This window comes from Oceanospirillum beijerinckii DSM 7166, from assembly GCF_000422425.1.
Lineage (GTDB): Bacteria > Pseudomonadota > Gammaproteobacteria > Pseudomonadales > Halomonadaceae > Oceanospirillum > Oceanospirillum beijerinckii.
The window spans coordinates 15,183-32,612 of record NZ_AULT01000037.1 but is presented as its reverse complement, the minus strand read 5'-3'; the positions used below and the strand labels follow the sequence as shown (position 1 = coordinate 32,612).

Sequence of the window (17,430 nt, the reverse complement as noted above, 5' to 3'; positions counted from 1 at the left end):
GGTTATTTTTTACCTGATGAATTTTGCTGATTCAGCAGTTGAATCGCTTGTTCATTGCCCTGTTGAGCCGCTTTTTCTAACCAGTATAGGGTTTGCTTGTTATTCTTTTTCACGCCCTTGCCCTGATAATAGGCAATGGCGAGTGCCAGCTGGGCTTTATCTAAGCCGCCTTCCGCTGCCTGTTGGTACCAGTAGGTGGCTAAGCCATGATCCTGATGCACACCTCTACCCTGACTATAAAGTACACCTAGATTATATTGGGCCAGCGGGTAGCCCTGTTCGGCAGCCTGATGATACCAATAAGCGGCCTGCTCGTAGTTCTGTTCTGTGCCTTCGCCCAGGTAATTGGCAACAGCTAGATTAAACTGAGCCATCACATCACCCTGGCGAGCTGCTTTCTTATACCAGAATACAGCCTTGCTATGGTCTTGTTCGACTCCTTGGCCGTTATCGTAAACCGTTGCCAGGTTATATTGTGCCAGTACATAGCCTTGCTGAGCTGATAGGGTGTACCAGTGCAGGGCTTGAGCTTCGCTTTGCTCTACGCCTTCGCCACTGGCATAGATCAGGCCTAGGTTGTATTGCGCAAAGGGGTTCCCCTGCTCTGCGGACTTCTGATACCAGTAAGCCGCCCGGCTTTTATCCTGGTTGATACCCACGCCAAAATAGTAGGCCAGGCCCAGGTTATATTGGGCCGTAGTATTACCACTATTGGCTTCGTCTAAGTACCAGAAGATATTCTGTGGATAGCCCTGACTACTTTTTTTGGCGCTCTGGCGATCCTGATAGATATAACCGGAATAATAGCTGGCAACGACATCTCCGGGCTTTATCGCTTTAACATACCAGTCTTCCGCTAGTTGGCTATTCAGCTCGACACCCTCACCATAGTCATACATCTGACCCAGATGATAGATGGCTACGCTATGGCCTTGTTCTGCTGCTTTCTGATACCAGATAGCGGCTTGCTGATGGTCAGACAAAGTACCTCGGCCTTCATCGTAAGCCAGAGCCAGATTGTATTGAGCCTGTACATCCCCTTTTTCTGCAGCCGCTTTTATCTGCTCGAATAGAGAAACATCGGGCGAGACCGGACGTGAGATCAGGTTGCAACCTGACAGGCCAACCAAGCTCAATAACAGAATAAACAGACCGGCGGTTTTTTTTGGCATTAGGCTTCCTTTTCTTCCCCTTCTGGGGCTTTAGGCGCGACAGGCTGAGGATTTAGTTTTTCCTGCTCCGCTTTAACTCTCATACTTTCCCAGCGTGAGAACATCATACATGAACTAAACAGTACCAGTGCTAATATACCCAGAGCGATACCGAAGGCTTCGCGCCCCGGGATAAAGGCTTCTGTCGTACCGCGCATAAAATAAAGCAGGCTAACGAAACACAGCCAGGCGTGAGAGCGTGGGCGACGGGTCCAGATGCCAGGTACAAACAGCATCAGCGGCATAATCTGTACCGACATAATCACCCAAAGACGAGCACCCTCTGTAGGAAACAGCAGCGGGTTGGCTGCCATCAACAGTAGGGTAGCGATAAAGCTAAACAGAACCCAGCGGCGGCTTTTTTCTGCCAGTAGATTGATATCTTTTCCGGCTTCAAGCCGTTGTGTCATTTTTTTCATTACTGCGCTTGGCCTTTCAGCAGTGTGGTTGCCAGGGTGGCAATACGTTGTCCCTGAGCATAGCAGATTTGCAGCTCACTTTTATCGACAGGACGTTGGCTGTCTTTACCAGCCAGATGGCTGGCACCATAAGGTGTACCACCAGACTCAGTGTTGAGCAGTTCAGTTTCACTATAAGGCACGCCAGTCAACACCATACCCTGGTGTAATAACGGTAACATCATAGAGAGTAAAGTGGCTTCCTGACCGCCATGTAAACTGGATGTGGAGGTAAACACACCTGCAGGTTTATCGATCAAGGCTCCATTCATCCAGAGGGTACTGGTGGATTCCAAAAAGTATTTCAGTGGTGATGCCATAGTGCCAAAGCGGGTTGGACTACCTAACATCAAACCAGAGCAGTAGCGCAGATCATCACTGCTGCAGTACAGATCGCCGCTCTCAGGAATTTCATCAGCGACCGCTTCCGTCTCGTAAGAGAGATTTGGCACTGTACGCAGACGGGCTTCAATACCTGCAACGGACTCGACACCCGCAGCAATCTGCTCCGCCATGGTGCGGGTAGCACCATGGCGAGAGTAATAAAGAATCAGGATGTAAGGCTGACTCATGCCAGAATTTCCAGTACATTCTCTGGTGGTCGACCAATGGCAGCTGCGCTGTCAGTTTCGGCAATTGGACGCTCAATCAGCTTAGGTGTTGTTACCATCGCTGCGATCAGTGTTTCGTCAGCACTGTCTTTGCTCAGCCCCTGCTCTTTAAACTCGGCTTCTTTGGTGCGCATCATATCGATTGGGCTAACATTCAGCTTGCTCAGCAGAGAGCGAATTTCTTGCTCGCTCAAAGGCTCGTCCAGATAAAGACGAATTTGTGGTTCAATACCTTTCTCTTCCAGCAGTGCCAGAGTGGCGCGGGATTTAGAGCAACGTGGGTTATGGTGCAGAGTGACAGTCGTCATCGGTTATCCTTTGATTCAGATCAACGTATAATAAGTGCTATTCTAACCATCTGAGCGCTATAGGAAAACAGGAGATGTGTATATGGTGCCAATTGGAAACGGCATTGCACAAGTAAAAAACTATTGTCCTGGTCTGATTGTTTTTGTCATCAAAAGATTTATTAAGAATGACAGCCAGAAAACAGCAGCCTCACTGACCTATACCACCCTCTTTGCCATAGTGCCATTAATGACGGTTACCTATGGTATTTTGTCGGCACTGCCCAGTGTGCAGGAGGCGGGACAGGCTTTTCAGGAATCAGTATTTAGTAACTTTCTGCCGGAAAGCGGTCAGGTGATGCAGGGCTATCTTAAGGATTTTGCCCAGCAGGCCCGGCGATTAACCGCCGTGGGGGGGCTGTTCCTGATGGTGACCTCTGTGTTGATGATGTCTGCCATTGAAAAAGCCTTCAACCAGATCTGGTCTGTCGAAGGTGCCCGAAAGGGGGTAAATAGCTTTCTTCTGTACTGGGCGGTACTGACTCTCGGACCTATTTTGATCGGTGCCGGTTTTGGTTTCAGCTCTTATGTGCTGTCCCATAAACTGTTTCTCAGTGCGACGGATACTTTGGGTATTCATACATTGGTATTGCAGAGCCTGCCGATAGGCACATCGTCGCTGGCTTTTATGATGCTGTATTTGTTTGTACCTAACTGTAAAGTAAGGTGGCAGCATGCCTTGGTTGGAGGTTTTTTTACTGCGTTCTGTTTTGAGATGGCTAAGTTGATTTTCTCACAATTTATCAGTCACTCTCCCTCTTACGAGGTCGTTTATGGTGCCTTTGCCGCGGTGCCATTATTTCTTTTTTGGATTTTTATCAGCTGGAACCTGGTGTTACTCGGGGCAACTCTGGTGATGGCCCTGGGCCGGTATCAGCGCCATTGGAGTCGTAATAATAAGTTAGAGTTTACAGTGGCCCTTAATCTGTTAAACACCTTGTATCAAGGCTGGCGCAGGGCAAAGGTCGTGTCTGATGATGATATTAAAGTGATCCTGTCGCCATTAAGCTTTTCGCAACAGAAATCGGTGTTAAATACATTACAGGTTTGTGGCCTGATTATCCGTAGTGAGAAAAAAGGCTGGCATTTAGCGAGAGATTTGTCCGGTCTGTCGCAGTGGCAGCTCTTTGCTATCCTGCCATGGCAGATTCCTTCGGTTGAGCATTCTGGCGCAAGTGATTCTCATGATTCTGGAGTGCTCTGGCCTGCGGCAGTTGAAGCGCTACAGCAGTACGAACAGATCGGGCGGGAGATATTTCAGCAGCCAGCCAGCTGCTTGTTTGAGCAGGATGAGTTGGTTGATAAAACGTGACTATGAATGTCATGGAAAATATTAAGTTATTTCTGATTCAATACCATCAGTGATTGAATAATAATCCGGGGAAGTTGTAGTTATGAATGTGGTAGCGAAATCCGCTCGGGTAAGTGGTCGGGTTCAAGGGGTTTGGTTTCGAAAAAATACCCAGCAGCAAGCGCAGAAACTGGGCTTGCTGGGGTGGGCGATGAATATGGAGGATGGCTCTGTTCAGGTTCATGCACAGGGTGAAAGTGGTCAGGTGGACAGCCTGATGGAATGGTTGTGGAAAGGCTCGCCGCTGTCCCGTGTTGATGCGGTCATTGTTGAACAGGCGGATTGCTTGTCAGTAGAAGATTTTTCCGTACGTTGATTGCTGTATCTTTATCAGTCATCATTGATAAATTATCAATAAAAACAATATGTTGTTTAAATGTGAAAATAAAATTCATATTTTGATGCTTATCAAGGGTGCAAGCTGAATAAGTTCGGTACAATAGCGTCGCTAAGCAACTAAACCGCAGTGTATCAAGCCAAGTTGTTCCCTTGTCAGTCCGGTAGTCAGCATACAATACGGTTACACGCCGATAAGGATTTGAAACTCTGGGGTTTAGGTTTGCGCTCTACAAGGAGGCGCTATGTCCACTTATTTTTCACAGTTTCGTTTTTCCTACCAAGCGTTATTCTCCATCGGCTTTAGGCCGTTTTTTTCTATTAGGCAGCTTATTTGCCGTTGTCCTGATGCTGCTTTGGATTATGCAGCTGCGCGGTGCTTTTACACCGGGTATGGCCCATCTGGGCATCTATGGTGCACTGAATCTGGTTATCCTGGTGATGCTGATTATCGGTGGTAAGGTGATTCCCTTTTTTACCGAAAGAGCCACGCCAGACTATAAAGGCAAGCGCATCGGCTTTATTGAAAAGGCGGTGGTTCCCGTTGCTGTAGTGCTGCTTTTTATCGTCTATCTACCGGCATTGGTATCGCCAAGAGCTGATGCTTAAAGAGCAAGACCTGTTTGAGAGCCAAGGTGTTGGCTTCGCTTATCCAGTCTACTCTGATATCAAGAAACTTATCGGGAATGGTATAAATATCGACTTATAGGAAATACAGCCTGAAACAAAAAGAACCCTCGGCATGCTGTTAATGCCTTACTCCGAGGGTTCTTTTTAGTGCTTAACCTAAAGCTGTGCTGGCGGTTTTAGCGACGCAGGCGGCTTGGTGCAACCATGCTTTCCGGGCGTAAAATCTCCTCCAATGTTTTCTCATCCAGCAAACCTTCGGCGCGAACCAAATCTAGCACAGAACAGTTCTCTTCCAGGGCTTGCTTGGCAATACGCGTCGCATTGTCGTAACCGATGTAAGGGTTCAGCGCAGTGATAATGCCGATACTGTTATTCACCTGATCGCGGCAGTGCTCAACATTGGCTGTGATACCCTCGATACAGCGAGTGCGCAGCATCTCCATTGCCTGAGAGAGCAGGCGCATAGACTCCAGCACGTTATAAGCGATCAGCGGTTCCATCACATTCAGCTGCAGCTGACCGGCTTCAGCGGCCATAGTGATCGCCATATCGTTACCGATAATCTGGAAAGCCACCTGATTAACCGCCTCAGGAATTACCGGGTTTACCTTGCCCGGCATAATAGAAGAGCCCGGCTGCTGCGGTGGCAGATTGATCTCATTCAAGCCAGTACGTGGACCGCTGGACAGCAGGCGCAGATCGTTACAGATCTTAGATAGCTTCACCGCCAGACGCTTCAGCATACCGGAGAAGAGTACAAAAGCACCCATATCGGAGCTGGCCTCAACTAAGTCAGACGCAGGGCGGAAGCTAAAGTTGCTGATATCAGCCAGACACTCTACCGCCAGGTGCGCATACTGAGGATCGGTATTGATGCCCGTGCCAATCGCCGTACCACCCAGATTGATCTCCAGAAACAGATCAGACAGATCAGCAATACGGTCAATATCCTCGGACAGGGTAGAGGCATAGCTGCGGAACTCCTGACCCAGTGTCATAGGCACCGCATCCTGCAGCTGAGTACGCCCCATCTTGATCACATCGGCAAACTCAACCGACTTCATCTTAAAGGCTTTTTTCAGTGCACGCAGGCTACTCACCACCTTGCCATGATCCAACAGAATACTTAAACGCACCGCGGTCGGGTAAGCATCATTGGTGGACTGAGCCATATTCACATCATTGTTCGGGTGCAGATGTTGGTACTCACCCTTGTTATGACCCATATATTCCAGGCCAATGTTAGTGATCACTTCATTGGCGTTCATATTGGTGGACGTACCCGCACCACCCTGGATCATATCGACTACAAACTGATCGTGGTATTTGCCGTCGATAATCTCCTGACAAGCAAAACAGATCGCCTCGTAACGGGCCTTTTCTAACTGCTTCAGCTGATAGTTAGCTTGTGCCGCCGCCATTTTGACCATAGCCAGCGCTTTGATCAGGTTGGGGAAGTGGCGCAGTTGAATACCTGACAGATTGAAATTCGCCATCGCACGCTGAGTCTGAATGCCATAGTAAGCGTTCGCGGGCACTTGAGCCGTGCCCAGAAGATCTTTCTCAGTACGAGTTGCTGATGCCGTTGTCAGTACCGGAGATAATTTCTTCTCTTCAGTTTTGTCAGTTGCAGGTTTGGTTTTCTTATTGTTTTTGCTTGCCGTTGCAGTCGTCATGATGCTTCCAGTTGGTTCTGTCTATGAGATGTCGATTAAGAAGTTGCTAGCAGTGATTTAATGCTGCATAGACTAAAGGCGAAAAAAATATCTGACCAATGCCGTTTTCCCATCGGCCCATACCGGAATTGCATGGGATTATTAAGTCAATAGTTCGGACAGTTTCAGGAAGAAAAGAGGCTGGTCACATGAGTCAATACTGTGGACACTTTCACACGACAATAACCCCATAAAGGTTTGGCTGTTCATAAGTGTAATGAGAGACTATCCCTAAATTACTGGAGCAACTGAGTGGTATTATACAAAGGTATTGAGGCATGGAGAACGGTTTGCACTTCAGCCTTGATGTGGGGTTTAGGGAAGATGATTGCCGAGATCCACTATCGAGAACTTCACGCTGTCCAGTTGCTACGATAATAGCTACCTACGCAGTAAATATTGCCCCGCTGGTAGGTAGTAAAAATCTTGTTACATGGAGAAAGAAAACTGGGTATCGTATTAACCTTTTGCTATTTGCTTAGCAATAACCTTAGGTAACTGGTTGTTCAACTGATCTACTGCCAACTTCAGCTTTACCATTAACTGCTTTTTGTTTTCTTGTGCATCAATTAAAGCTTCTGCCTTAGACTGTTTAGAGGCAAGCTGCCGCTTAATATCCTCAATTTCTTCAGGGATACCCTCTGTGCTTTTCACCTGCTGATCAAAGTATTGATCAAACTGATTTAAAGTCTCCTGAACCTCCTTGGAAAGAGCCTCAAAATCTTTTCTAAGTTCACCATTCACCTGGATAGCAGAATCACCGCCACTCTCTTCAATCAGCAGGCGGTTCTGAAATTCTTTCAACTGAATTTCAAATTGCTCCAGTTTGAACTTCATCAGGTCAATGCTTTCATTACATTCATCCTGGAAGGCATCAGCCTCGATACCGTAAGTGCGATAGATCTCATCGTAATGAGCAAATTTCTCGAAAATAGCCGCAACCTGAAGCATTACCATATTAAGCGTTAATGGCTCTATCTCTTCTTCCTCAGCAGGATGTTGAGCAGCACACTTCTCGTCAATATATGCTATCAGTTCTGTTCTGAACTCAGAGATACTGGCATCTACCAACTGACGAATTTGAAACTCCAGTTCAGCAGAAAGCACTTGATTATCACTCATATTTTGCCGTAGGCCTTATATCCAAAGAGTTTAATGACTACTTTTAATATTAACACCGATTTAGCTACATGTTTATTTTGGTTAAGATTTTTTTGAGTGTATAGGTAGTCAGTCCTGAAAAAACCTTAACAGACTGTTTTTAAAGAAAATTAGCTATTTTAGCATAGATTATTTCGGCCAGAAGCGGTAAGCAGTGTTTTCAGTTTCTGGTCGAAAATAGCTCCGATATGCTGACTAAAAGCCCTTCTGATTCTGCCCTATTCAGCTTTTTTGATATCGTCAATCAGCTTAATGATGCTCACCCTTTACTCGCCTTAAGTCGTGCTATTGACCAGCAGGCGCTGGAACTGGAGTTTTATCTCAGCACCATCGGACGTAAAGCTAAACCGATTCGTTTGATGACCTGAGTGATGAAGCCATTGTTGAGCAGTGGCAAATGAACCCTTACTACCAGGTGTTTTGTGGTGAAACACACTTTCAAACAACACCCTGTCACAGTACGGAACGGGTCAAATTTCGTCAGCGATTGGGGAAATAAGGGGTCATATCTTCAGTTCAGTGTGGGCCCGGTGTTAAAGCTTATTCATCTAAGAGAACTGGAAAGAGCCTGGGAGCAAGATGGATGGGCCCCTCTAAAAGTCTAACGCAGCTATCTCTCAGCGTGCCGTAAGCAATCTGTATCAGTGAGTGTGATGCTTTAATGCTGCTACTTTGTGCGCGCGCCCCGATATTTTTGATCAGACAGCTGAATAGTGACAAATTATTTTTATTTGTTGCTCTTTATTGAAAAGCTATGTATTCTTAAATGACGGCTTAGATTCCAGCCAAAAAAATTATGCCTGCTTCACGATACCGCTATGCTAGTCTCGTTCTGTAATCCCATAATATTTTTTCAGTAAATCTTAGTCACTTAATCCGTTTATACGGTCTAAATTATTTTTGGGAATTAAAACATGTCTAAAACGACTGGTATTGTAAAGTGGTTCAATGAAGATAAAGGTTTTGGCTTTATTGAGCAACAAGGTGGCCCTGACGTATTTGCTCACTTCAGAGCAATCGTTGGTGACGGCTTCAAGACGCTGAAAGAAGGCGATAAGGTTGAGTTTAAGGTTACACAAGGTCAGAAAGGCCCACAGGCTGAAGATATCGTTGTAATCTGATTTGATTTTGAGCACAGCATATATGCTGTGCTCAATCTCTTTTGTTTCTCCCTGTCTAAATATCCCGCTTAGTTGTAACTGTAAAATCTGCATCTTTTGTTCCAAGTAAATATTAAGCAATATTTTTGAGCATTGCTGAATAAACTTGATATCGGATTTACTAAACAGTACGCAGTTCCGGTTTCAATGAACCACACATATACAGCCTAAATCTTCTTTGTTGGAAAGCCCTTTTCTGCCTACAGGGCGCTACATCATACCGTGGAAAAGTAACAGACCTTAACATCGTGCTCCTCATAAATAGGGCTCAATGCTGGTTCAAAGTACTTTTCAAGAAGCCAGACGTTTTCAAGGTGGATTTTTCGACCATAGATTTTTGGCCTCCCCTCTTATGACACCCTGCTTTCCGCTGGGGTGGTACAATGCTTCTTACTCTGCTGATAAGATGGTGTCCGTTTTTTCAGTAGCGGCAGAATGATTTCTGGCTGACATAGTAAGTATCCGCAACTAAAATGACTGGAACGCCCATGTCCTGAGTGGTGCTTGTGAACATGACTGCCAATTTATTGAGCAGCGTTCTTTTATCTCGATTTGTCGTGATAACCCCTTCATGAATCCCTACTGCACAAAGGTACACAAGAGAACTTGCCCGCTGTGGATGAGACCAATAACCTAAGTGCTTGAAAAGAGTGGCCCAAGATCTAGCCGGGCTTAAAGTTATTACCCGATTCCTGGTGAAGCTTTTTGACAGCAGGCATTTTACGGCCTTCTTTTGGTACCTTGATGCCATCAGCCAGTATGATAAAGCGGTTGTTATGCTGTACGGGTGTGAACTGTTGTAAAGCCAGCGGATATCAGCTCTAGCTTGAGAGGCGTCAAACTTATGCTTCTACTATCGAGAACTTTGCACTATCCAGTTAACTCTCATGTCTTAGAAAATCTATGGTGTGCCCGTGAAATTCTCGGAACTGTTGCATTTTTATTTCATCTTGGTGCAACAAAGCCTCTCTAATATGGCCCTCGCACTCAGATCACAGCAAGTTCTATATCAAGGGTGTTGATAGGAGCGACAGTAATGGCAGTGTCAGTATTTGAAGAAAAACTGACTGTTTAGCGCTCTCAAATTTTTAAGGCCGAAGTACAGTTATTGCGGCATAGTTTAGAAGAGCTATTACTCAAATGGGCAAACTAATCCTGATTATGGTTGATGGTATCTCGGCGGATTACTTCGAGAAGACTCGTCACCTGCTACCTACATTGAACCGTTTAGCAAAGAACGGCACCCAGGTTCAAGGGGTAAGCCCAGAGATGTGTGGCACTTCATGCCCTGGGCGTACCTCGATTATTACAGCGGCAGCACCGGCTGAGCACGAGGTATATGGTAACTTTATTTTGGATGGTGAAGCGTTCCGCTGGGCCAACCCCTACGATGTTAAAGCAGAGACCTTACCTCAGTTGGCAAAGCAGCAGGGTAAAGATGTCGCTTGTATCGGTTACGGCATGGTACGCCCTGAAGATTGCACCATCTATGTTGGCCCTTGGTGGGCGGATGAGATGCTGATGCGTGGTAAAGATGCCGAGCCTATCCCCGCTGATCTGCAGTGGCAGCATTGTGGTAAGACGTTTGATTCTGAGGGCCGTATCGAAGCCTTGTATAAACAAGGGCTGGCTAAACCGCCGGTCACACCGAATCAAAAGCCAGCATTTAAACTGCAACTGGGTATGTTGGCGGATCACCAACTGTTGGATATCGCTGCTGGTCTGGCAACATCGGAGCAGGCACCGGATCTGATTCTGTTAGAGATCGCGATTACCGATTACTTCCTGCATAAATACGGTGCGGATCATTCATTAACCGAGTGGTCTATGCGTGTGGCTGATGCTCAGATTGGTAGCTTGATCACCCGTTTGGAAGCGGCAGGCAAGCTGGATGAATACAACTTTGCCATTATGAGTGATCACGGCCATGCGCCTATGCCGGATGCCTTATATGTGGATCGAATTCTGGGTGATGATGTGGTTTGGTCCAGCGAAGGTGCCGTGCTGATGGTGAAACCACGGGATAAACAGCACGCCCATGAGGTGACTCTGGCACTGACCGAGTTTGGTATCCAGCTGTGGGATAACAACCATCTGCCAGAAAAACTGCGCGATGACGTAATCACCTTTATTACCCCCAAAGGTTCGGATATCAGCTTTGAAGCTGCACCTGCCGATGCGCCGGAAGGTTACTACGGCGCATCCAAATATCTATCTAACCACGGAATGCGTCCGGGACGTCGTGAAGACTTCCGCTTCTGTATTTTCAGCGGCCCGGATGTACCCAAACAGATTTTACCCACTGCCTATAACCATCAGGTGGCACCCACGGCGGCAGCCATTTTGGGGGTAGAAACCCCATGGCATGCGCAGCCGATCTTTCAAAGCAATGAGTAGCTGACTTTAGTCGTCTGACGGTGCGTTGTCTTTGCTAGGCAGATCTTAGCAAGAGCGATCTTGGCAAGGTAAATCTCAGCGAGATAAACCGTCTTTAAGCTGGCCAGGCAGACCTGCGCTTTAGCGTTTCGTTAAGGCATGGAAAACACCGAAAAACACCAATGTATTGAGCCTTTCGCCCCTGGTTTTCAGGGGCGCTGGTCAGCCCTTTTCTGAATTTAGGTTTAGAACACTGAAATATCATGGGGTCCTTATGGCTTTAGTAATTTATGACATGGATGAAACCTTGTTGAACGCGGATGCTTCAACATTATGGATTGAATATCTGGTTGAGCAGGGCATGGCCGATGCTCAGGAGATGTTTGCGCAGGAACAACGCTTAATGGAGCAATATCGTCAGGGTAATCTGGATATCAATGAATATGTGGCGATGCAGTTAAAACCTAATGTTGGCATGACTCTGGAAGAGCTTCAGCCTCATATTGAGCGTTATATCGATCAGAAGATACGTCCAGTGGTTCGTGCTGATGCGCGCAGCAATATCGCTGAGCATCGGGCCGAGGGTGATCGCTGTCTGGTGATCTCGGCTTCTACGACTTTTCTGGTCACGCCAATCGCCAAAGAGGTGGGAATTGATGATGCCATCGGTATCGATATCCATCTGGAGGATGAACGCATTGTCGGTACGGTAAAAGGTGTACCCAGTTATCGTGAAGGTAAGGTGACTCGTCTGGAGCAGTGGCTACAGCAGGAATCTGAGCAGATGTCTGGTTCCTGGTTTTACACCGATTTACACAATGATCTACCTTTATTGGAACAGGTATGTAATCCCGTAGCGGTCAATGCAGACGACAAACTGGTGTGCCTAGCTCAGGAAAGGGGCTGGCAACAGGTTCTTTGGTGATCGTATTTGATCAAAGTACCAAAATCTGTTTTCTCTGGTGATAGAGCGGAGGAAACAGAAGATTATCTTGCCTGAAAAGCAAATGATATCAGATAAGGTATATCCCTTTGTCTTGATTTAGATAAACCCTCTTTTAGAAATATCTGTATTGTAATACCCTAATCAAGTAAAAGGGTAAATCATTGCTTTTTAAGTGGTTTTTATCGATTCGTCACATAACTGCATTACCCTTCCTGCAAGTGGATTTATATATTCACTGGAGTGGCCCATGTCGGTTGTGGCAAGTAAAAAAATTCTGACCCCTGAAGCGGGTGAAACCATGGTCTCCATGACGGATCTTCAGGGTAAAATTACCTATGTAAACCGGGTATTTATGAAGGTATCCGGTTACTTTGAAAGCCAGCTTATTGGGCAGAATCACAATGTCGTGCGTCACGATGATATGCCCAGCTGTGTCTGGAAAAGGGTATGGGACCGGATTCAACGGGGCGACGAAGCCTTTGTCCTGGTTAAGAATCGGGCGGCGAATAGGGATTCTGTCTGGCTGTTTACTGCAATTTATCCGAATATCGATCCTTCGGGTAATAAGATCGGTTATTACTCTGTGCACTATCCTGCACCTCAGGAGATGGTGCAATTGATTGAGCCGATCTACGCACAGGTATTAAGTGCTGAGAGGAAAAGCTACGAAGCGGGCCTGGAATGCCTTGAAGACCTGCTACATCAGGCAGGTCATAGTAGCTATAGCGAATATTTATTGGAGGCGCACTTTAAAGCGCAGCCCTCTGCGGAGAGTAGCCGTCAGCGCTATGAATCCACCTACGCCAAGCAAACTTCTCAGGAAAGCTCCTTCTGGCCTTTTATTCGTTCACAGATAAAGATCGCCCAGGCTGCCCATATGAGTTTATCGACTCTGGTCGCGACCCTGGGCTATTTTGTCTACGACATGCCGGTATGGGTCTTGATCTATCCGGTGTTGGTACTGGCGCTTGTGATCTTCCAACATCAACTGACCCAGAAATCCTTTAATGTACTGCACCGTATTCACCGGACGGTTAAGCGTTCCAAAATGGGAGCGTTACACCATAGGGTGAATGATGTTGCGGGTTTGGGTGAGGTGGGACAGGTGGCTTGGGAAGTGAACGAACTGCTGGATCAGATGCAGAGTTTCTATATTGAAGCGGACAGCGCTTTTCAGGATGTGATTGAGGGTAAAAAGCACCGCTATGCCATTACCACAGGGGTATCCGGTTTACCGCAAAACTCGCTGCAACAGTTGAATAAGGGTTTGGATGCGATTCGTGAAGTGAATCATATGAGCTCAAAAAATGAGCTGATGTCTCAACTTAATAAAATCAACGTCAATCGCCTGGTGCCAAACCTGAGTACTATTCAGAGTGATTTAGCCGGTGTGATCGAAGAGATTCGTGTTGCGCTGGAAACGGCGGAAGATAATCGTACGGATGTTGAGAAGAGTGGCTCTGTGATCGACAGTATGTTGACTCAGTTGAATAATATTACCCGGGTATTGGGTGATATTCAGGAGCTGGTTGAGCTGCTGGATAGTGATGGTAAACGTGTCGTTGAGGCTTTGGCGCTGATCTCTGATATCTCTGAGCAGACCAATCTGCTGGCGCTGAATGCGTCCATTGAAGCAGCCCGGGCCGGTGAGCATGGCAGAGGTTTTGCTGTTGTTGCTGACGAGGTGCGCACTTTGGCTGGGCGCTCGAAAGAAGCGGCAGACAATATCAGTCGTATTATTGAAACCTTTTCCCAGCGTTCGGTACAGATGCGCAGTGCATCAGAGCGCGCGGGCAGTGAAGCGGCAGCCTTGAATCGTGATATTGATGGCTTCCATCAGACATTTGATAAGCTGGCGGCATCGGCGGGGGACACTCATAAACGTCTGGCTCATGCCAGTGATAAAAACTTTACCGTATTGGCTAAAGTGGATCATATCGTTTACAAACAGCGTACTTATCTCAGTATTCAGGATCTGGAACAGCATCAGGCGGAAGTGCAGGCTGTGAGTGTGGACCATCATAATTGCCGCTTAGGTAAGTGGTACGATGAAGGCATCGGTTATGAGCAGTTTAACCATCTGCAAAGCTATAAGCAGTTGGAGCGGCCTCATGGCGAAGTACACCAGAATGCTCACTTCGCTGTGGATCTGGCTGGACAGGATTGGTTGCATAGCGCTGATCTACGCGCTGAAATTCTGTCCGCTGTCGAACGAACTGAGCAGGCCAGTGATCAGGTGATGGACTTGTTAGACAAAATGGTGGATGAGAAACACCGTAATAACCATTTTTGAATAATGAAGACTCACCTCTTTCCTGCGCTGTAAATATCGGCACAGAAGGTTTTCGATATTTATACCCTTGCCTTCTTTGGTCGTGGGGCCGAAGAGGGTAGAGCTATTTATGTTATAGATACTTATGATAAAGCTTAACAACGGCGGCATTTTTTAGTCTAAGCTGCCGTTGTTTATGATCCGGTGCATTAAGCCGGGCGTATAACGACAAAATTAATTATACGCCTGGAGTATTTATGAATTCTCATCGCTCTCGCTCTGCTCCTGTAGCAGGACTGGACAGACTTTCTGAGCTATTCGATACCTTACAAACTCTTCAGCATGAGATTGATGCACGTCGCCAAAGCTTAAAGAAAAAAGTCGCTTGCTTAAGCTCTATCAAGCGGGTTTAACGCTGGCGACTTTTGTAATCGGATGCTGTCTTTCGGAGATATTTCTTTTATTTTTCTCGTTTACATAATGCGACTAAATTTCTCTGTCATAAATATAGACTTAAAGTGTAATATTAGTAGGTGTTGTTAAACTTGCAGTCAATGTATATAAGTCTAGTCGACTGATATATAAGGGAAAATATCTATTATGTTTACTTGGCAAAAGATGCTCTGGGACACCTCAGGCTCGAAAAAAGATGTTGTTGAAAAACTATTTAACGAAACAATTTTCCCTGATTTAAAAGCGCTGGAAAACACATTGAAGCAAGCCGGTATGGATGTAACGCCGGTGCTGCAAAAATATACCCTGGATGATCGTATGTTGACCCGTTTAAATTGGAAGCAGAACGACGATGAATACCAAGTGTGTTTACAACATCAAAATGATTTGAGCCTGCTTTTGGAAACGGATCTGGCGGGCAAGCAGTTGAGTCATGAATGCTACTGTAGTTTACGCCAGCTTAATCCCCGTGATGGTGGTCAGGGTTTTTTGCACAGTTGGCATGATGAACTGTCCAGAATCTATGAGCAGTATCAACCGGGTCCTCAAGTAACAGCATGCGAGATTTGTAGCGATAGTGCGTCTGTGCAGAATAAACAGGCACAGCTGGCGGAAAGTATCTGAGGCATGTTACGTTGTTTTAGCTTGTCTTACTCTTAACTTTATAGCGCTTTCTTTCTAATCTGTTTTTATTCTGTGATCAACGCCGTATTAGCAAGGAGCTGTCTGGGTTCTTTGCTATTGAATGGGGGCGTAAGTACGGCTCCCTTCCTATTTCCTCCTTCCTCTCCTGAATCTATGCATGGCCTAACAGGCGGAAGCTCCAGCTCTCTACGCGTCCAAGTGCTAAGCGCTGTTCGACTTTATCACGCCAGCTATTAGATAAGGCGCTAAGCTCTTGAAGTTGCTTCAGGCCCTGTGGATTTAGAGGATCGCCAAAAAAGATCGCGCATACCTGCTCAATGGTCATGGCATTATCCGGGCGGTGAGTCAGTGTCAGGCTGTCTTCCGGGTTGATAAATCCGGTTTGGATGACACGATAGAGCCAACCGCAGCGGCTTATGCCCTGCATATCTACCGAGAAGTTTTCCACCTGCCAGCGACGATTGAGCTTAAAGCAGGGTGACCGAGGCTGGCTGACCTCAATAATGGCACTGCCCCATTGATATTGATCACCGATACAGACATTATTTTCCAACATACCTTGGCTACTGATATTTTCGCCCATACCTGGTGCAGCCCAATAACGAGAATCGGATTCTGAGTGGTGATCCTGGTTATGCTCATTCACTGCTTGACCGTACTTCTCCAACCAATACGCGTAATGCTCAACAGGGTATTGATGCAGAGCCCTTTCAGGACCCCCATGATGCTTTCCATCAGCACATTCATCGCCAACCAGCCCGGTTTCTGACAGAAAAATACGTTCTCTCACTGGCTTTTTGTCGATTGCGGTTTGGAGACCGTATTTCTCTTCTACCTGTCCAACAAAAACGCCTAGAGGTATAACGGCACCAGGCGTTTGAATGGTTTCAGTCAACGATGATTGAGCCCATGACTGATCAGAAGTGATTTTCGAAGACATATTTGCTGTCCTTAGTAAAGAGGCTTAATGCAGTGATTATGAATCTGGTACTTTTGAAGTGGTGGTATTCAAGCGCTTTATAGTGAGCATGAGGCATTGATATTGAAGCCGCTGAAGTTACTCATTAAACCACCTGAATCAGATTATCCTGCCCTTCAAAATCGGGCAGAATCCAGATCTGTTCAAAGGGATGCTCAGCCATATCGAAATTTTTCAGAGTAGCCACAATTTGCGGTCTGTCCCAGATGGGGCTGACATTACGTATGATCAGCCAGACGCGTTCAGAGTCATAGTGCTTTTGGGATTTGCTGTTCAGTAGACGAAACAATGCGGTTTTGAGTTGTTGGCAGGGATCAAGAGTCACCAGTTCCGCCAGGTAATCCCATAAACGCTCATCACTTTCCTTGTCGCCGTTACGGGTATGACGAGCTTCCTCTGCTGTCGCGTAGAGATGTGCAACCTCAAGATCCAGGCGTTCATTCTGAAAATAGCAGGAGATATCAGGCTTAGCCGGTTCGTTGTGCCAGATATGGCGCATGGGCTCACCAAACTCCTGTTCAAAGCGACGCATAAACAGCTTGGCGGCATCGCGTTCCAAGATGCGCTTTTCATGCTCGGAGCGGCTTAATAAGTCGCCTTTACTGGTATGGTTAGTATCAGAAGTCATAGCCGATCACTGCTGTCTGTTGAGCGGGGTACTTGATTGTAGATACGTTGATTCTAATGACTTTTTACTGTTTAGGGCAAATATCATAGGGCAGACAAGTGACCACTGATATAACAGGTATGATAGAGGCTGAGCCCTGGGCAACAATTGT

19 protein-coding genes are annotated in these 17,430 nt (G+C 46.5%); 11 read left to right on the top strand and 8 right to left on the bottom strand.

What is annotated here, in order from left to right:
• Window positions 1–2: 2 nt before the first annotated feature.
• Genes H579_RS25460 through arsC form a run of 4 tightly spaced genes read right to left on the bottom strand, consistent with a single transcriptional unit; the run spans window position 3 to window position 2,588 of the window.
• Window positions 3–1,172, bottom strand: a complete 1,170-nt coding sequence (locus H579_RS25460) for an SEL1-like repeat protein (protein WP_051227573.1) — start codon at window positions 1,170–1,172, stop codon at window positions 3–5.
• Window positions 1,172–1,630, bottom strand: a complete 459-nt coding sequence (locus H579_RS25455) for a DUF2069 domain-containing protein (protein ID WP_051227572.1) — start codon at window positions 1,628–1,630, stop codon at window positions 1,172–1,174. The genes H579_RS25460 and H579_RS25455 overlap by 1 nt, the downstream gene beginning before the upstream one ends.
• Complete coding sequence (gene wrbA, locus H579_RS0112235) at window positions 1,630–2,241, bottom strand: NAD(P)H:quinone oxidoreductase (RefSeq protein ID WP_028300919.1); 612 nt, start codon at window positions 2,239–2,241, stop codon at window positions 1,630–1,632. The genes H579_RS25455 and wrbA overlap by 1 nt, the downstream gene beginning before the upstream one ends.
• Complete coding sequence (arsC, locus tag H579_RS0112230) at window positions 2,238–2,588, bottom strand: arsenate reductase (glutaredoxin) (protein ID WP_028300918.1); 351 nt, start codon at window positions 2,586–2,588, stop codon at window positions 2,238–2,240. The genes wrbA and arsC overlap by 4 nt, the downstream gene beginning before the upstream one ends.
• Window positions 2,589–2,670: 82 nt before the next feature.
• Between arsC and H579_RS25450 the strand changes: the two genes are divergently transcribed.
• The 3 genes from H579_RS25450 to H579_RS0112215 all read left to right on the top strand — a co-directional run bounded on the left by H579_RS25450 (window position 2,671) and on the right by H579_RS0112215 (window position 4,923).
• Window positions 2,671–3,939 carry a YihY family inner membrane protein gene (locus H579_RS25450; RefSeq protein ID WP_051227571.1) on the top strand — a complete coding sequence of 423 codons (1,269 nt, stop codon included), beginning with the start codon at window positions 2,671–2,673 and terminating at the stop codon, window positions 3,937–3,939.
• An 82-nt stretch (window positions 3,940–4,021) separates the two neighbouring features.
• Window positions 4,022–4,294 carry an acylphosphatase gene (locus H579_RS0112220; RefSeq protein WP_028300917.1) on the top strand — a complete coding sequence of 91 codons (273 nt, stop codon included), beginning with the start codon at window positions 4,022–4,024 and terminating at the stop codon, window positions 4,292–4,294.
• A 368-nt stretch (window positions 4,295–4,662) separates the two neighbouring features.
• Window positions 4,663–4,923, top strand: coding sequence for an NnrS family protein (locus H579_RS0112215; RefSeq protein WP_028300916.1), 261 nt, complete (start codon window positions 4,663–4,665; stop codon window positions 4,921–4,923).
• A 197-nt stretch (window positions 4,924–5,120) separates the two neighbouring features.
• Here the strand turns inward: H579_RS0112215 and aspA are convergent, their stop codons facing one another.
• The gene (gene aspA / locus H579_RS0112205) at window positions 5,121–6,620 is read right to left on the bottom strand and encodes an aspartate ammonia-lyase (RefSeq protein ID WP_084624094.1); all 1,500 of its coding nucleotides are present in this window, start codon (window positions 6,618–6,620) and stop codon (window positions 5,121–5,123) included.
• 498 nt (window positions 6,621–7,118) lie between these two features.
• Window positions 7,119–7,781: a hypothetical protein gene (locus H579_RS0112200; RefSeq protein WP_028300914.1), complete on the bottom strand. Its 663-nt coding sequence runs from the start codon at window positions 7,779–7,781 to the stop codon at window positions 7,119–7,121.
• Between the two features lie 227 nt (window positions 7,782–8,008).
• Here H579_RS0112200 and H579_RS0112195 point away from each other — a divergent pair, with 227 nt between their 5' ends.
• The 8 genes from H579_RS0112195 (at window position 8,009) to H579_RS0112170 (ending at window position 15,651) form a co-directional block, all read left to right on the top strand.
• Window positions 8,009–8,188, top strand: a complete 180-nt coding sequence (locus H579_RS0112195; RefSeq protein ID WP_028300913.1) for a hypothetical protein — start codon at window positions 8,009–8,011, stop codon at window positions 8,186–8,188.
• Window positions 8,189–8,217: 29 nt separating this feature from the next.
• Window positions 8,218–8,319: a hypothetical protein gene (locus tag H579_RS30105; RefSeq protein WP_084624093.1), complete on the top strand. Its 102-nt coding sequence runs from the start codon at window positions 8,218–8,220 to the stop codon at window positions 8,317–8,319.
• A gap of 415 nt (window positions 8,320–8,734) precedes the next feature.
• Window positions 8,735–8,941 (top strand): cold-shock protein, encoded by a 207-nt coding sequence (locus H579_RS0112190; RefSeq protein WP_028300912.1) that lies wholly within the window; start codon window positions 8,735–8,737, stop codon window positions 8,939–8,941.
• 1,179 nt (window positions 8,942–10,120) lie between these two features.
• Window positions 10,121–11,377 (top strand): alkaline phosphatase family protein, encoded by a 1,257-nt coding sequence (locus tag H579_RS0112185; RefSeq protein ID WP_028300911.1) that lies wholly within the window; start codon window positions 10,121–10,123, stop codon window positions 11,375–11,377.
• A gap of 253 nt (window positions 11,378–11,630) precedes the next feature.
• Entirely contained in the window at window positions 11,631–12,281 is a 651-nt protein-coding gene (locus H579_RS0112180) for an HAD family hydrolase (protein ID WP_028300910.1), read from the top strand.
• Between the two features lie 268 nt (window positions 12,282–12,549).
• Window positions 12,550–14,595 (top strand): methyl-accepting chemotaxis protein, encoded by a 2,046-nt coding sequence (locus H579_RS0112175; protein WP_028300909.1) that lies wholly within the window; start codon window positions 12,550–12,552, stop codon window positions 14,593–14,595.
• Window positions 14,596–14,831: 236 nt separating this feature from the next.
• A complete protein-coding gene (locus tag H579_RS29145; protein ID WP_157834615.1) occupies window positions 14,832–14,987 on the top strand; it encodes a hypothetical protein in 156 nt (51 codons plus the stop codon).
• 187 nt (window positions 14,988–15,174) lie between these two features.
• The gene (locus tag H579_RS0112170; protein ID WP_028300908.1) at window positions 15,175–15,651 is read left to right on the top strand and encodes a hypothetical protein; all 477 of its coding nucleotides are present in this window, start codon (window positions 15,175–15,177) and stop codon (window positions 15,649–15,651) included.
• A gap of 172 nt (window positions 15,652–15,823) precedes the next feature.
• Here H579_RS0112170 and H579_RS0112165 read toward each other — a convergent pair whose 3' ends face one another.
• Window positions 15,824–16,612, bottom strand: coding sequence for an MOSC domain-containing protein (locus tag H579_RS0112165; protein WP_084624092.1), 789 nt, complete (start codon window positions 16,610–16,612; stop codon window positions 15,824–15,826).
• A 124-nt stretch (window positions 16,613–16,736) separates the two neighbouring features.
• Window positions 16,737–17,279: a hypothetical protein gene (locus H579_RS0112160; RefSeq protein WP_051227570.1), complete on the bottom strand. Its 543-nt coding sequence runs from the start codon at window positions 17,277–17,279 to the stop codon at window positions 16,737–16,739.
• Between the last annotated feature and the right edge of the window lie 151 nt (window positions 17,280–17,430).